The organism is Bradyrhizobium sp. RDM12, assembly GCF_051917485.1.
GTDB lineage: Bacteria > Pseudomonadota > Alphaproteobacteria > Rhizobiales > Xanthobacteraceae > Bradyrhizobium.
Window position 1 is genome coordinate 355,160 of record NZ_CM133064.1, and the last position, 15,842, is coordinate 371,001.

A 15,842-nucleotide genomic window follows, 5' to 3' on the forward strand; every position below is an offset into this window, starting at 1 on the left:
ACAAAGCAACGAGGAAACATATGTCCGATCCGCTCCACGCATCGTCCCCGACTTGTGCGCAGACGCTACGGGCGTTGGCGCGCTATCCCGGCCGCACTGCTTTCGCCTGGCCCGGCGGATCGCTGAGCTATCAAGGCACGCTCAACCTGATCGGACGAATCCAGGGCGTGTTCGTGCGGCTCGGCCTGCAGCCCGGCGCGCGCGTCGCCTTCCTCACCGCGAACCGCGCCGACACCTGGTGCGCCGGCGTCGCCGCGCAATTGTCGCGATGCTGCATCACCTGGCTGCATCCGCTGGGATCGGAGGCGGACCAGCTGTTTCAGCTCGACGATTCCGAGGCCGAAGTGCTGGTGGTCGATGTGGCCGCCTTCCGTGATCGCGGTGGAGAACTCGCCACGAAAGCAATGCGGCTCAAGGCAGTCTTCACCATGGGGCCGGCCGACTACGGCGTGGACCTCCTGCAGGCGATCGAGGGCGCAGGACATGCCAGCGCGCAATGCCTCGCTGGTCTCGACGATCTCTCCACGCTGAACTACACCGGCGGCGCCACCGGCAAGTCCAAGGGCGCGCTGCGCCATCATCGCGAGAATGCCGGCGCGGCCGGCGCGATCCTCGCCGATTTCGAGATCCCGGACGCCGCGCGCTATCTCACGGTCGCTCCGATCAGCCATGTCGCCGGCACCAAGGTGCTGCCGACACTGATGCGCGGCGGCACCGTGCACATGTTGAAAGGTTTCGATCCCGAGGCGGTGCTGGCGACGATCGCACGCGAGCGCATCAATTTCACGCTGTTCGTGCCGACCATGATCTATGTGCTGCTCGATCATCCCGCACTCGGAAAGACCGATCTCTCATCGCTTGAGCTCGTGCTCTACGGGGCGTCGGCGATGTCGCCGAGCCGGCTGATCGAAGGCATCGAGCGCATCGGCCCGGTGTTTTCGCAGCTTTATGGCCAGACCGAATGCTATCCGGTCTCGGTGCTGCGCAAAAGAGATCATGATCCCAGGACGCCGGACCTGTTCTTGTCCTGCGGTTTCCCGATCGCGGCCTGTGAGGTCAGGATTCTCGACGACAACGACCAGGAGGTGAAGACCGGTGACGCCGGCGAGATCTGCTTGCGCGCGCCGCATGTCATGGCGGAATACTGGAAGCGGCCCGACATCACGGCCGAGACGCTGAAGAATGGCTGGGTTCACACCGGCGACATCGCGCGTCAGGACGAGCGCGGCTACCTGTTCATCCTCGATCGCAAGAAGGACATGATCGTCACCGGCGGCTTCAACATCTTTCCGCGCGAGATCGAGGACGTGCTGTCGCAACATGCCGATGTCGCGATGGTCGCCGTCGTCGGCATCCCCGACGAGAAATGGGGCGAGGCCGTCACGGCCATCATCGTGCCGCGCGAGGGCGCAAAGCCCGATCCCGACGAGCTGATCAATCTGGTGCGAATGCGTAAGGGTTCCGCACATGCGCCGAAACAGATCCGGTTCGTCAAGCAGCTGCCGATGACTGGCGTCGGCAAGGTCGACAAGAAGGTGCTGCGCGCAGGCTTCTGGAGCGGACGCGACCGGATGGTTGGGTAAATACCCCGGAATTCTACGGTGTCGTTGTGGCCTCGGCACCACAATGCGTGACGGAGTACGCGCCTGCGGTGCCAGCGCGATTGCCGGCAAATCCGGGAATCAACTAGACCGCTGATGGGGCTGGGAAGCGGAGTAAGATATGCGAGTCGCTTCCTGGAAAGTGCAGTCGCCGCGGTCACGTTGATCACGGCTATCGTCGTGGTGCTGTGGGAGATCAAGATCTTCTACGGCGTGTGAACAGGCAGGATGCCATGGTCGAACACGACCAAGCATCCCTTCCGCGGCGGCGGAAGCCTGCCGTTCAATCGGTCCAGGCAGCAAGCGCGGCACATGGCGCGACGCTCAGCGCTTCTCGATCACCAGGCTCTGCACCGCGCGGCCGAAATAACCCTGGCGATCGGCAAGCCGCGACATCGCAAGCCCCGCGCCGTCCGGGCCGATCCAGGATCTGCCATCGAGCAAGATCCAGTCGCCGACCGGCTGGCGCGTCATGCTCACCGAGAGGTCGGCGTTGATGTAGGTCCAGGTGCGGAAGTCGAGCGTCGAGGCGGTGCCGTTGGAGAAATCGGCGGCGACCACGGCGCGCATCGCCTGCGAGACCGCCTCGCCTTCGACCAGCGCGTGGTCGAGGCGAAACCAGATCGCACCGGCGCCGGCCTGGCCGAAGCGGCCGCGTGCGGCGCGCATCGAGACCATGCCCGCGAACGGGCTGGTCGCGCCGTGACCGTCCTCGACCAGCGAGTCCTCGGGCGACGGCAGCGTGACCGGCAACTCCCTGACGTCATCGGGCAGCGGCTGCGCCTGTTGCTTGATCTTGAGCACGGTGGCGCCGACGACCTGTACGCCGTCGGCGAGCAGCCTGACCTCGCAGAGCTGGATCTTGCGGCCCTCGCGCAAAACCTCGGTCTCGATCGTGAGCGGCGCCACCGGCACCGGGCGCATCAGGTCGATGGTGACCCGTGCGACGTTCATCGCGACCTGTGTCGGAATGCGCTCCGCCGCCCACGTCACCAGCGCCGATGGCGCCGAACCGTGCTGCATGCGCCGGTCCCATGGCCCCGCGGCATTGGGACTGGTGACGACGCTATTGCCGTCGACGCGGTAGATGGCGGTCATCGCGAGCGCCATCACAACGGCGGATCGATCGCCTCGTCGTATTCCTTCTTGAAGCGCGCGATCATCTCGGCGGCGGGCACGATGCCATCGACGCTGCCGATGCCCTGGCCCGAGCCCCAGATCTCCTTCCATGCCTTCGGCTTGGCGCGCTCGCCGGAGGCGTCGGTGCCAAAGTTCATCTTGGAGGGATCGGAGGTCGGCAGGTTTTCCGGATCCATGCCGGCGGCGAGGATCGAGGGCTTCAGATAATTGCCGTGCACGCCGGTGAAGAGATTGGAATAGACGATGTCGTCGGCGCTCGCGCCCGCGATCATCTCCTTGTAGGTCTCGACCGCGTTGGCCTCTTTGGTCGCAATGAAGGCCGAGCCGATATAGGCGAAATCGGCACCGAGGATGCGCGCGGCACGGATCGCCTTGCCGTTGCCGATGGCCCCCGACAGCGCGACCGGACCGTCAAACCACTTCCGCGTTTCGGCTACGAAAGCGAGCGGCGAGATGGTGCCGGCATGGCCGCCGGCCCCGGCCGCGACCAGGATCAGGCCGTCGGCGCCCTTCTCGATCGCCTTGTGGGCGAATTTCTGATTGATCACGTCGTGGAAGACGATGCCGCCCCAGCCGTGAACTGCCTGATTGAGCTCCTCGCGCGCGCCGAGCGACGAGATGATCATCGGCACCTTGTACTTGGCGCAGAGCTGCATGTCGTGATCGAGCCGGTTGTTCGACTTGTGCACGATCTGGTTGACCGCGAATGGCGCCGACGGCTTGTCGGGATGGGCGCGGTCGTAGGCCGCGAGCTCTTCGGTGATCCGCGCCAGCCATTCGTCGAGCAGCTCCGGCGGCCGCGCGTTCAGCGACGGGAACGCGCCGACCACGCCCGCCTTGCACTGCGCGATCACGAGGTCGGGCACCGAGATGATGAAGAGCGGCGAACCGATCACCGGGATCGACAGGCGTCCCTTGAACAGAGCAGGCATGGACATTGCGGAACGATCCTTTGTTAGCAGACGCATTGAAGGTTGGGAGCCATACCAACAAGGCAATCTTTCCACTGTCAAGTATTGCGTTTTGACGTCGTTGCGGATGCGGTTACCGCAATTCCAACATGCGGAATTCCGCTCCCGTACAACCGATCCGTCCTCTCCGTCATTGCGAGGGAAGCGAAGCAATCCAGATTGCCTCCGCGGAGAGACGCTGGATTGCTTCGTCGCACCAGCGCAAAATTGCGAAGCAATTTTGTCGCGGGCTCCTCGCAATGACGAGGCGAGAGCTGCGGATGAGCTACCCAAGCAAATCCGGATTGATCAACCGCTCGAACGAGAACATCTCGTCCCATTTTTCCTGCGTCAGAAGCTTGCGCTCGACCACCACGATCTGGTGCAGCGACTTGCCGCTCTTGTAGCCCTCGCGCGCGATCTCGGCGCATTGCTTGTAGCCGAGCAGCGGCTTCAGCACGGTGACGATGCCGAGCGAGTTCAGCACCATGTTGCGGGTGTGCTCCTCGTTGGCGGTGATGCCGACCACGCAGTTCTCGCGCAGGCTGTTGACGGCACGCTCCATGGTGCGGATCGAGAAGAACAGTGCAAACGAGATCACCGGCTCCATCACGTTGAGCTGGAGCTGTCCGGCACTCGCAGCCAGCGTCACCGTGGTGTCGAGCCCGATGACGAGGAAGCTGGTCTGGTTGACGACCTCGGGGATCACCGGATTCACCTTTCCCGGCATGATCGAGGAGCCCGGCTGCAGTTGCGGCAGATTGATCTCGTTGAAGCCGGCGCGCGGGCCGGAGGCGAGCAGGCGGATGTCGTTGCAGATTTTCGTCAGCTTGCTCGCGGTGCGCTTCAATACGCCGGAGAGCTGCACATAGGCGCCGGTGTCCGAGGTTGCCTCCACGAGATCGCCGGCGAGAATAAAGTCGACGCCGGTCAGCGCGCTGAGATGGCGGACCGCGAGCTTGGGATAACCGACCGCCGCGGTCACGGAGGTGCCGATCGCCGTGGCGCCGAGATTGATCTCGCGCAGCAATGCGCGCGCCTCGGAGATGCGATCGACCTCCTCGCCGATCGTCGTGCCCCAACCGCGGAATTCGGCGCCGAGCGACATCGGCACGGCGTCCTGGAGATGCGTGCGCCCCATCTTCAGCACGCGTTCGAACTCGCGGCCCTTGGCGAAGAAGGCCTCCTGAAGCTGGCGCAGCGCCGTCATGTAGCTCTCGAGCCGCAGGATCAGCGCCAGCCGGAACGCGGTCGGATAAGTGTCGTTGGTCGACTGGCCGTAATTGACGTGGTCGTTCGGGCTGACGTGCTGGTAGTCGCCCTTGTTGAAGCCGAGCGATTCCAGCGCGAGGTTGGCGATCACCTCGTTGGCATTCATGTTGGTCGAGGTGCCGGCGCCGCCCTGGATGAAGTCGGTGACGAACTGGTCCATCATGTCGCCGGCGATGACGCGGTCGCAACCGAGGATGATCGCATCCGCCACCTTGGTGTCGATCGCGCCGAGATCGCGGTTGGCCATCGCGGCGGCCTTCTTCACGTAACCCAGCGCCTTCACGAAGTAAGGCTCCTGGTTCATCGGAATGCCGGTGATGTGGAAGTTTTCCTTACCCCGGATGGTCTGGACGCCGTAGTAGATGTTGTCGGCGATCTCACGCTGACCGAGGAAGTCCTGCTCAGTGCGGCTCATGGGCGCTCCTTTGGTCGCGCGACGTCCTCAGTTCTGGCACACCGCGCTGGTGACGACGGTATCGGTGCGGCAATCATCCGGCTTGCGTTGCCTGCCCGGAATGAGAACCTTGGCCGAGCACTTCTCGGCGGAATCGGTGTTCAAGCTCTTGCCTTCCTTGTAGCCCTTCCCCTGGCAGAGCTGATCGGCAGCGAGCTTGCAGTCGGGCCCGCCGCTTGGCGAGACCGGACAAGCCACGCGCCCCGACACCATGGTGGACGGCCGCGCCAGGCGCGACAAATCGTTCATGGCCTCGCTCGGGCTTTTGATCGGCGGCAGGATCGAGGGCAGCTTCTCGACCAGCTTGCCCATTTCGTTGATCAGACCGGGATTTTCCGAAGGTGCGGGCGTTGAAGGCGGCGCGGCCTGCGGCCCCTGCTCCTGCAAGCCAAGCGACGGCGGCGCCGACTGCGCCCGCCCGGTCCCGCCGGCACCGGGCAGGAGCAGCAACACCGCCGAGACCAGCGTCCCGAGCCGCACTGCCGGATTTCCGGATCGAACCATCATAGGGCAACCGTAGCCGAAGCCGGCGCGGCGTCAAAGCGCTGGGGATCCAAGTCTTAGAATCTGAAGCCCTAGATCAGCTTGATCGCGATCACGAAGCCGAGCACGAGCACCGCAGCGCCGAGCGCAACCCAGAGGCCGAGATGCTTCTCGATCCGAACCCAATCCAGTCACCGTAACGGTTGAGCAGGATCGCCACGATGAAGAAGCGCCCGCCGCGCGCCACGATGGAGCACAGGATGAAAAGAACGAGATTGTAGCCGGCAAAGCCCGAGGTGATGGTGACGAGCTTGTAGGGGATCGGCGTCAGGCCCTTGAGCAGGATGATCACCGCGCCCCATTCCGCGTAGGAGGCGCGGAAAGCATCGACCTTGTCGCCGAGCCCGTAGACCTGGATCAGCCAATGGCCGACCGAGTCGAACAGCAGCGCACCGATGGCGTAGCCGAGCAGACCGCCGACCACCGAGGTAAGCGTGCAGATCGCGGCGTAGAGCCAGGCGCGCTGCGGGCGCGCCAGCGACATCGGGATCAGCATCACGTCCGGGGGAACGGGAAAGAACGAGCTTTCGGCGAAAGCCACGGCACCCATGATCCAGAGCGCGTAAGGCTTGTGGGCGGCGTCGATGCACCAGTCGTAGATACGTTTCAGCATGCGCCGCGATGAAGCACCATGGGACGGATTTGTCCATTGTGGAGTTTTGTGACGCTTTAGTGCCGTTTGCGTGCCGCGCGCCCTTCGAGCGCAACAATTGGCCGCCGGGCCGAAATACGCGCTGACGCGACTTTGGGCAGCTTCATCGGCGATTTCGGCAGCTTTTCGGCAATGCCTAACATGTCCTCACGCCGCGACATTTCACGCCAGACATCTTCGGGGCGCACGCCGGCGGAAGCCCAGAGCACGGTGAGATTGTAGAGCAGATCGGCGCTTTCCCTGACCACGGCCTCGGTGTCGCCATTGACCGCGTCGATCACGACCTCGATCGCCTCTTCGGCCAGCTTCTTCGCCATTTTGGAGGGCCCGCGCTGAAACAGCCGGGCAGTACGCGATGTCGCCGGATCAAGGTCCCTGGCCGCGAGCACAGCCAGATATAGCCGCTCAAGCGAATCACTCATGTAGCAAAACTACTCTAAACAAATGGCCGACGCGTTAACGCTTGACATTAAAAGACAAAAAGGCCGGCGCGACAAGCGCGCCGGCCTTTCGTGGTCAATGACTTACCAACAATTCGCGCCGCCTCGGCTGCAAGTGGCAAAGGGGTCGCGACCGACATTGCCATGGCCCGGGAACTCGCGACTGTTGCTGTAGTGATAGCTCGGGCCGCCGTAGTAGACCGGTCCGTCATCGTAATAGACCGGACCGCCGCCGTAATAGGCCGGGGCGTCGTAGGCATACGCATCGCGAGTTGCTGCGATCGCGAGGCCAGTGCCGATGGCGCCGGCAATAGCTGCGCCGGCAAAGGCCGCGCCGCCGCCGCCATGCCAGTGGCGGCCGCCCGCGAATGATGCCGTGGGGGCGACGGTGGTCAGCGCCAGCACCGCAGCGGTGGCGAGAACGGCCTTGCGGCCGGCAAATTTTGAAAATCGGTTAAACATGGCGTGGACCCTCCTTGGGACCTGCATTGGTGCCTCGAGACAGGCTCATGTCTTCCAAACACCGCAGCCCATATTGAGTTCCCCAACCCAACAGAAGCTGAACGGGACTGCGTGATCGTGACGCAACCGCCGCTCATCCGCCGTTCATGTTGATGTGGTGGCCGGCGCTGCGAGCGTCACGAAACCACAGCAATGCGGACCGCCACGACCGATGGTTGGATTCAAGACAATCGTCTCTCGGTGCCTACTGGCCCTCTCGATCGTGCCTGCCGCACGCGACGTCGCCTTGCGCAATCGGCGCGCGCAAGAGCCGCGGCATCCATCTGCTCTCCGATCTCGACGGCAAGACCGTCGGCGCGCTGACAGCGATCTGTCGATCCGGCTGTCGCCGGCGCTGCACGGCAGAACGGCATTGACGTCTCGCATGTCAAATTCTTCAAGATGAGTGCGGCAGTGCGCGAGCCGGTGCTCTCGGCAGCACAGGTCGACGCCGTCGCCGGCGTCTCCTATCTCTCGGCCGTGAATTTGCGCGACCGCGGCGTGCCGGCCGACGGGCGACATCTTCGATAGCCGGTTCCTGCCGCCGGTCGAAAGCCGGCTGATCAATTGAGCAAAACCGGCAGCTTCCGCTGTATCTCGCGGCCGATCCCTGCTTAGAATATCGGCCCATCCCGTTTGATCCGCCAGAGTTCGGCCCCGCATGTCCATTTTCAGCCTCTACACCCGCGTTCTCGAGCTGCTCGGAAAAGAGGCGCGGCTGGGCTGGTTGCTGGCGGCCGCCAATCTCCTGCTGGCCGCCTCGCAATTCGCCGAGCCGGTGCTGTTCGGCCGCATCGTCGACGTGCTCTCCGGCAAGACGGTAGCCGGCTCGAACTCTGCCTGGCCGTTCCTGATCGCCTGGGTCGCGTTCGGGCTGTTCACCATCGGCTGCAGCGCGCTGGTGGCGTTGCAGGCCGATCGGCTCTCCCACCGTCAGCGCCAGGCGGTGTTGACCAGCTATTTCGAGCACATTTTGCAACTGCCCCTGACGTTCCACTCCGGCACCCATTCGGGCCGGCTGATGAAGGTCATGCTGAACGGCACAGATGCGCTGTGGCGGCTGTGGCTCGGCTTCTTCCGCGAGCATTTTGCCGCGATCCTCTCAGTCGTGGTGCTGCTGCCGCTGTCGCTGTACCTGAACTGGCGGCTCGCGATCCTCTTGTTCGTGCTCTGCATCGTCTTCACCGCGCTGACGACCTTCGTGGTGCGCAGGACCTTCGGCATGCAGATGCAGGTCGAGGAGCAGTATAGCGAACTCTCCGCGCGCGCCTCCGACGCGCTCGGCAACGTCGCGCTGGTGCAGAGTTTCGTCCGCGTCGAGTCCGAGGTGCGGGGCCTGCGCTCCATTGCCGACCAGTTGCTCGCGGCGCAGATGCCGGTGCTGTCATGGTGGGCGCTCGTCACTGTGATCACGCGCGCCTCGACCACCATCACCGTGCTCGCGATCTTCGCGCTCGGCATCGCTCTGCACGACCAGGGCCTGACCTCGGTTGGCGAGATCGTGATGTTCGTGAGCTTCGCCACGCTGTTGATTCAGAGGCTCGAGCAGATCGTGAGTTTCATCAACAACGTGTTCATGGAAGCGCCGCGCCTGCGCGAGTTCTTCAACGTCCTCGACGCCGTGCCCGCGGTGCACGACCGCTCCGACGCGATCGATGCGGGGCGGCTCTCCGGCCTCGTCGAGTTCAATGACGTCACCTTCTCCTATGACGGCAAGCGGCCCGCGGTCGAGGATCTCTCCTTCACCGCGCTGCCCGGCCAGACCATTGCGCTGGTCGGCCCGACCGGCGCCGGCAAGTCGACCGCGATCGCGCTCTTGCACCGCGCCTTCGATCCCCAGTCCGGCTTCATCAAGATCGACGGCATGGACGTGCGCGGCGTGACGCTGACCTCGCTGCGGCGGAACATCGGCGTCGTGTTCCAGGAAGCGCTGCTGTTCAACCGCTCGATCGCGGAAAATTTGCGCGTCGGCAAGCCGGACGCAACCGACGCGGAGATGCGCAAGGCGGCCGAACGCGCGCAGGCGCTCGAGTTCATCGAGCGCAGCGGCGGTTTCGAGACCAATGCCGGCGAGCGCGGCCGCATGCTGTCCGGCGGCGAACGGCAGCGGCTGTCGATCGCACGCGCGCTGCTCAAGGACCCGCCGATCCTGATCCTGGACGAGGCGACCAGCGCGCTCGACGCCGTCACCGAGGCCAAGCTGAATGCCGCTCTCGATGAAGTGATGAAGGGCCGCACCACCTTCGTGATCGCCCACCGCCTCTCCACCATCCGCAATGCCACGCGGATCCTGGTGTTCGAGAACGGCCGGGTGGTCGAAAGCGGAACTTTTGATGAACTCGTCGCCAAAGGCGGCCATTTTGCCGAGCTCGCCAGGGCACAGTTCATGGTGCAGGAAAGCGCTCAGGCCAATGCGCGGCCCGCCGTGGGTGCCGCCGAGGCTGCGGCCTCTGCCGCCAAATCCCCATAACAAGTCCCCGTAGCACCGTCGAAATTCAGCCTATTTCATTGCGGAATACGCGGTCGAAACCCCTATTCTCGACGCACGAGCCGGTATAGGTTTGCGCTGCCGCAAGCGGCGGCGCTGGATTTCAAAACCGAACGAGAGATCACGAGATCCGACCGGAACCGGCGGATCTCCAAGGACCGGAATCGGATAGTGCACGCCTTTCGCCCGCTGCTTCGCAAATCCTGTTCAACCTGTTCGCCGCAGCACTCGCCATCGGCGCGCTGCTTGCGCCGCGCTTTGCGCATGCCGAAGCACTGCTTCTGATCGAATCCGACACCGGCAAGGTACTGCAGGCCGACAACGCGACCGTGCCGTGGTATCCGGCTTCCGTCACCAAGATCATGACCGCCTATGTGACGCTGAAGGCGGTGAAGGACGGCAAGATCACGCTCGACACGCTGCTCACGGTGTCGCCGACGGCCGCCTCGCAATCGCCCTCGAAGATGGGCCTCCGTCCGGGAACGCAGGTTACCGTCGACAACGCGCTGAAGATGATGATGGTCAAGTCGGCGAACGACATGGCCGTGGTGCTCGCCGAAGGCCTGGGCGGTTCGATCGACGGCTTCTCCGTGATGATGAACGACACCGCGAAGAAGCTCGGCATGACGCAGACCAACTACGTCAATCCGAACGGCCTGCCCGCGGATGGACACGTCACCTCGGCACGCGATCTCGGCATTCTCGCCCGCTCGTTCCTGCGCGACCTCCCGGAATACGAGTACTTCGTGCACATCCCGGCGATCCGCTTCGGCAAGCGCATCACCCCCAATTTCAATAAGCTGATCGGCCGCTATCCCGGCGCCGACGGTTTCAAGACCGGCTTCATCTGCGCCTCCGGCTACAACCTCGTGGCCTCCGCCACGCGCAACGGCCGCCGCCTGATCGCGGTGGTGCTCGGCGCCAATTCCGGCACCGCGCGCGCGGTGAAGGCGGCGCAACTGCTCGAGCGCGGCTTCAGCCAGGACACTCTGTCGTGGCTGCGACCCTCGCTCGGCACCGTCGAAAACCTCGTGCCGGTCGACGCATCGCCGCCGAATTTGCGCGAGGAGATGTGCGGTGGCCATCGCAAGCGGCCGGCCAGCGACGATGACGATGCGCTGATCGCGACCAACAGCGGCGGCACGAGCGGGTCTGCCACTGGCGGCGAGGCCCAGGTGACATTCTTCACGGCAGGGCTCCAGCCTCCGCTGATGAAGGCATCCGAGCTGATGGCTTCGGCGCCGGCAGCTGCAGAGCCCGTGGTGGTCTACACCGGCCCGACCCGCACCGGCGCGGCTCTGGTCGCGGCGGTCGCGGCCGACACCGATCAGCAGACCCCGCCGAAGGCGCGTGGCAAGAAGTCGCGTGTCGCCGCCAAGAAGCCCGATGCCGGCAGCGACGCCAACACCGATCACAAGACTGCCGCGGCGAAGCCGGCAGCCGCCAAGCCTGACGCGGCTGCCAAGAGTGACACCAAGAGCGCGGCCAAACCGGCGGCGAGCAAGCATGCCGCGGCCAAGCCTTCTGAGAAGCCGGCGGCGAGCGGCGATCAGGCTGCCAAGCCGGCCAAGCCCAAAGCTGCCACCAAGCCGAAGCCCGCGCCCAACAACAGCTAGGTTAACACTCCCGGCCCGCATGGCTGCGCCCGCACTTCGCACCTGCGGCAGTGATTTGCGACGATTCCAGTAGCCAACTCCCCGGCCTTTGCCCTAAAGCCTCGACCGCTTGCCAGCCGTTCCGGCAGGCTCGATACTGCCCGCAATAAGGCAAGCCCGAGACACAACGGGCTCTGGTGCAAGAGAGGGGAATTTCCATGGAGCGCATCTGGCTCAAGCAATATCCGCCCGGCGTGCCCGCTGATATCGAGCCGACGCAATACGCATCGCTGGTCGACCTCCTTGAGGAGAGTTTTGCCAAGTTCGCCGACCGCAAGGCGTTCATCTGCATGGACAAGGCGATCAGCTATCGCGAGCTCGACCAGATGTCGCTGGCGCTCGCTGCTTACCTGCAGGGACGCGGTCTGCAACGCGGCGCGCGCGTCGCGATCATGATGCCGAACGTGCTGCAATATCCGGTCGCCACCGCCGCGGCGCTGCGCGCCGGCTTTGCCGTGGTCAACGTCAATCCGCTCTATACCCCGCGCGAGCTCGATCATCAGCTCAAGGATTCCGGCGCCGAAGCAATCATCGTGCTGGAGAACTTCGCGCATACCGTCGAGCAGGTGATCGCGAAGACGCAGGTCAAGCATGTCATCGTCGCCAGCATGGGCGACCTGCTCGGCTTCAAGGGCGTGATCGTCAATCTCGTCGTCCGCCGCGTCAAGAAGATGGTACCGGCCTGGTCGTTGCCGGGCGCTGTCTCGTTCAACGACGCGCTCTCGGCCGGCCGGGGTGCAACCTTCAACAAGCCAAAGCTGTCGCCCGGCGACGTCGCCTTCCTGCAATATACCGGCGGCACCACCGGTGTCTCCAAGGGCGCCACGCTGCTTCACCGCAACATCGTCGCCAACGTGCTGCAGAACGACGCATGGCTGCAGCCGGCGCTCGCCTCACCGCCGCATGTCGATCAGCTCATGATCGTGTGCGCGCTGCCGCTCTATCACATCTTCGCACTGACGGCCTGCTACCTGCTCGCGGTGCGCGCCGGCGGCTGCAATCTCCTGATCCCCAACCCGCGCGACATCGCGGGCTTCGTCAAGGAACTCGCAAAATACCAGGTCAACAGCTTCCCGGCGGTGAATACGCTGTACAACGGCCTGATGCACCATCCCGACTTCAAGAAGCTCGACTTCTCCAAGTTGAAGATCTCGAATGGCGGCGGCATGGCCGTGCAGCGCCCTGTCGCCGAGCAATGGAAGACGATCACCGGCTGCTCGATCGCGGAAGGTTATGGCCTGTCGGAGACTGCCCCGACGCTGACTTGCAACACCGCGACCAACTCCGAGTTCAACGGCACCATCGGCATCCCCGTGCCCTCGACCTGGATCTCGATCCGCGACGACGACGGCAACGAAGTCCCGCTCGGCCAACCCGGCGAGATCTGCGCCAAGGGCCCGCAGGTGATGTCGGGCTATTGGAACAGGCCGGAGGAGACGGCGAAGGTGATGACCGCGGACGGCTATTTCCGCACCGGCGACATCGGCATCATGGACGAGAAGGGCTACACCAAGATCGTGGACCGCAAGAAGGACATGATCCTGGTCTCCGGCTTCAACGTCTATCCGAACGAGATCGAGGAAGTGATCGCGAGCCATCCGGGCGTGCTTGAATGCGCCGTGATCGGCGTTCCCGACAGCGGGTCCGGCGAAGCGGTGAAGGCCTTCGTGGTGAAGAAGAACCCGAACCTCACGGCGGAGGACGTCATCAAGTTCTGCCGCGAACAGCTCACCGGCTACAAGGTACCCAAGCAGATCGAATTCCGCACCGAGCTGCCCAAGACCAATGTCGGCAAGATCCTGCGCCGCGAGCTTCGCGACGAGAAAAAGGCTGAGGCGGCGTAGTCCCGCCTCACTCCGCCGTCATTCGAGGAGCCCTTCGCGACGAAGCAATCCAGAGTGTCACCGCGGCGACATCTCTGGATTGCTTCGCTCCGCTCGCAATGACGAGAAAATTGGCAGCCACTGCTCAACACGGCGCTCTGAAGCCGTTTCCCTCAGCCGGTAAAATGCTCTAGAACAGCCCCGCCCCTTTCCACGGAGAATTCACAATGACCATTCAGACTGGCGACAAGCTGCCCGAGGCGAAATTCCGCGTGATGACGGCGGAAGGCCCGCAGGTGAAGACCACCGACGATATCTTCAAGGGCAAGAAGGTGGCGCTGTTCGCGGTGCCCGGCGCCTATACCGGCACTTGCCACAAGATGCATCTGCCGAGCATCTTTCTCAACGCCTATGCCATCAAGGGCAAGGGCGTCGATACCATCGCGATCGTCTCCGTCAACGACGCCTTCGTCATGAACGCCTGGAAGCGCGACACCGACCAGCGCGACGAGGCGATCTTCCTCGCCGACGGCAATGCCGACTTCACCAAGGCGATCGGTATGGAGCTGGACGCCTCCGGCAATGGCCTCGGCATCCGCTCCAAGCGCTATTCGATGCTGGTCGAGGACGGCGTGGTCAAGAAGCTGAACCTGGAGGCGATGCCCGGCAATGTCGAGGTATCCGGCGGCGATACGCTGCTGGGACAACTCTGAGCTCGAGGCGCCGCTCTCGGCCACAAATGACACTGTCATGCCCCGCGAAAGCGGGGCATACAGTATTCCAGGGACGTCGAGATTCATTACAGCCGCCGCGGCGCGGCGATGACGGTTGAGAATGAGGTCGCGTCTGCGACGACGTCGATCACCCTACTCTACGATCCGCTGCTGCAACCGCGCCTTGACGATCCCGTCGCGCGCCAGTTGATCCGCCCGCTCGTTCTCGGGATGCCCGGCGTGGCCCTTCACCCAGTGCCAGCGCACCTCGTGCGCCTTCAGCGCGGCATCGAGACGCTGCCATAGCTCGACGTTCTTGACCGGCTTCTTGTCGGCGGTGCGCCAGCCATTGCGCTTCCAGCCGTGGATCCAGCCGGTGATGCCCTGGCGGACATACTGGCTGTCGGTATAGAGATCGACGGTGCACGGCTTCTTCAGGGCTTCGAGCGCCGAGATCGCCGCCATCAACTCCATCTGGTTGTTGGTGGTGTGGCGCTCGCCGCCGTTCAGCTCTTTCTCCTTGTCGCCGAACTTCAGGATCGCGCCCCAGCCGCCCGGCCCGGGATTTCCCGAGCAGGCGCCGTCGGTGTAGATCGTGACGTTGGGAAGCTCGCTCACCCGACCAGTCCTGACGGCAGCAGCCCGTAATCGCGCGCACTGGAAACGCTCTGGTGGAAGCGCAGCTTGCGAAAATATTCGAGCGGATCCTTCGGCTTGACCAGCGCGCCCGGCGGCACGTTGAGCCAGTCGACCAGCCGCGTCAGCAGGAAGCGGATCGCAGCACCGCGCGCCAGCAGCGGCAACGCCGCCTCTTCCGCCTCGGAGAGCTTTCGCACACGCCCATAGGCGTTCAGGAAGGCGCGCGCCTTGGTGACGTTGAACGAGTGATCAGGCTCGAAGCACCAGGCGTTGAGACATATCGCGACGTCGTAGGCGAGCATGTCGTTGCAAGCGAAGGTGAAGTCGATGATCCCCGAGAGCTTGTCGCCGAGGAAGAAGACGTTGTCGTTGAAGAGGTCGGCGTGGATCACGCCCTCGGGCAGATTGCTCGGCCAGACGCCGCCCGACAGATAGTCGAGCTCGGCTGCGAGAAATGCGCGCAGCCCCGGCTGCACCTCGTCGGCACGGTGCGCTGCCGCATCGAACAGCGGCCGCCAGCCCGCGACCGACAGCGCGTTGGCACGCTTGATCGCAAAATCGGCGCCTGCCAGATGCATCCGGGCGAGGCCCTGGCCGACGCCGGCGCAATGCATCGCGTTCGGCTTGCGCGGCCAGACGCCTTCGAGAAAGGTGATGATCGCCGCGGGGCGTCCCGACAGCTCGCGCAACGCCTCGCCGTCTTTCGCTCTCACCGGCAGCGGGCAGCTGACGCCGTGCTCGGCGAGATGCGTCATCAGCGCGAGGAAAAACGGCAGATCGTTCTTCGCCACGCGCTTCTCATAGAGCGTGAGGATGAACGAGGCTTGCTCGTTTCCTCGGCTCGTATGCAGCAGGAAATTACTGTTCTCGACGCCCTCGGCGATGCCCTTGTAGGAGAGCAACTCGCCGAGATCGTATTGCCTCAGGAAATCCGCAAGCTCGTCGGCGGCAACGTCGGTGTAGACCGCCAT

12 protein-coding genes and 3 pseudogenes are annotated in these 15,842 nt (G+C 64.1%); 6 read left to right on the plus strand and 9 right to left on the minus strand.

Annotated features, from left to right (window positions below; genetic code table 11):
- Positions 1–20: 20 nt before the first annotated feature.
- Positions 21–1,583, plus strand: coding sequence for an AMP-binding protein (locus tag ACTGJ9_RS01690; RefSeq protein WP_456675658.1), 1,563 nt, complete (start codon positions 21–23; stop codon positions 1,581–1,583).
- A gap of 342 nt (positions 1,584–1,925) precedes the next feature.
- On the opposite strand, the gene ACTGJ9_RS01695 is transcribed toward ACTGJ9_RS01690, so the two are convergent.
- The 7 genes and pseudogenes from ACTGJ9_RS01695 to ACTGJ9_RS01725 form a co-directional block, all read right to left on the minus strand.
- On the minus strand, positions 1,926–2,699 hold the full coding sequence (locus ACTGJ9_RS01695) for a thioesterase family protein (protein ID WP_456675659.1): 774 nt from the start codon (positions 2,697–2,699) through the stop codon (positions 1,926–1,928).
- An 11-nt stretch (positions 2,700–2,710) separates the two neighbouring features.
- Entirely contained in the window at positions 2,711–3,679 is a 969-nt protein-coding gene (locus ACTGJ9_RS01700; protein ID WP_456675660.1) for an NAD(P)H-dependent flavin oxidoreductase, read from the minus strand.
- A 298-nt stretch (positions 3,680–3,977) separates the two neighbouring features.
- Positions 3,978–5,378 carry an aspartate ammonia-lyase gene (locus ACTGJ9_RS01705; RefSeq protein WP_456675661.1) on the minus strand — a complete coding sequence of 467 codons (1,401 nt, stop codon included), beginning with the start codon at positions 5,376–5,378 and terminating at the stop codon, positions 3,978–3,980.
- A 27-nt stretch (positions 5,379–5,405) separates the two neighbouring features.
- A complete protein-coding gene (locus tag ACTGJ9_RS01710) occupies positions 5,406–5,924 on the minus strand; it encodes a hypothetical protein (protein WP_456675662.1) in 519 nt (172 codons plus the stop codon).
- Positions 5,925–5,992: 68 nt separating this feature from the next.
- A pseudogene (locus ACTGJ9_RS01715) lies at positions 5,993–6,573 on the minus strand (YqaA family protein).
- Between the two features lie 56 nt (positions 6,574–6,629).
- The gene (gene hisE, locus ACTGJ9_RS01720; RefSeq protein ID WP_456675663.1) at positions 6,630–7,034 is read right to left on the minus strand and encodes a phosphoribosyl-ATP diphosphatase; all 405 of its coding nucleotides are present in this window, start codon (positions 7,032–7,034) and stop codon (positions 6,630–6,632) included.
- A 102-nt stretch (positions 7,035–7,136) separates the two neighbouring features.
- A complete protein-coding gene (locus ACTGJ9_RS01725; protein ID WP_456675664.1) occupies positions 7,137–7,514 on the minus strand; it encodes a hypothetical protein in 378 nt (125 codons plus the stop codon).
- A gap of 281 nt (positions 7,515–7,795) precedes the next feature.
- Here ACTGJ9_RS01725 and ACTGJ9_RS01730 point away from each other — a divergent pair.
- From ACTGJ9_RS01730 to ACTGJ9_RS01750, 5 genes and pseudogenes are all read left to right on the plus strand, one after another.
- Positions 7,796–8,060: pseudogene (locus ACTGJ9_RS01730) on the plus strand (ABC transporter substrate-binding protein); the annotation flags it as partial.
- 154 nt (positions 8,061–8,214) lie between these two features.
- On the plus strand, positions 8,215–10,023 hold the full coding sequence (locus ACTGJ9_RS01735; RefSeq protein WP_456675665.1) for a glucan ABC transporter ATP-binding protein/ permease: 1,809 nt from the start codon (positions 8,215–8,217) through the stop codon (positions 10,021–10,023).
- A gap of 189 nt (positions 10,024–10,212) precedes the next feature.
- Positions 10,213–11,657 (plus strand): annotated as a pseudogene (locus ACTGJ9_RS01740) (D-alanyl-D-alanine carboxypeptidase family protein).
- Between the two features lie 197 nt (positions 11,658–11,854).
- Positions 11,855–13,540 (plus strand): long-chain-fatty-acid--CoA ligase, encoded by a 1,686-nt coding sequence (locus ACTGJ9_RS01745; protein ID WP_456675666.1) that lies wholly within the window; start codon positions 11,855–11,857, stop codon positions 13,538–13,540.
- A gap of 206 nt (positions 13,541–13,746) precedes the next feature.
- Positions 13,747–14,232, plus strand: a complete 486-nt coding sequence (locus ACTGJ9_RS01750; protein ID WP_456675667.1) for a redoxin family protein — start codon at positions 13,747–13,749, stop codon at positions 14,230–14,232.
- Between the two features lie 153 nt (positions 14,233–14,385).
- Here ACTGJ9_RS01750 and rnhA read toward each other — a convergent pair whose 3' ends face one another.
- Positions 14,386–14,850: a ribonuclease HI gene (rnhA, locus tag ACTGJ9_RS01755; protein ID WP_456675668.1), complete on the minus strand. Its 465-nt coding sequence runs from the start codon at positions 14,848–14,850 to the stop codon at positions 14,386–14,388.
- Positions 14,847–15,842: a homoserine kinase gene (locus ACTGJ9_RS01760; RefSeq protein ID WP_456675669.1), complete on the minus strand. Its 996-nt coding sequence runs from the start codon at positions 15,840–15,842 to the stop codon at positions 14,847–14,849. Before ACTGJ9_RS01760 ends, rnhA begins: the two co-directional genes overlap by 4 nt.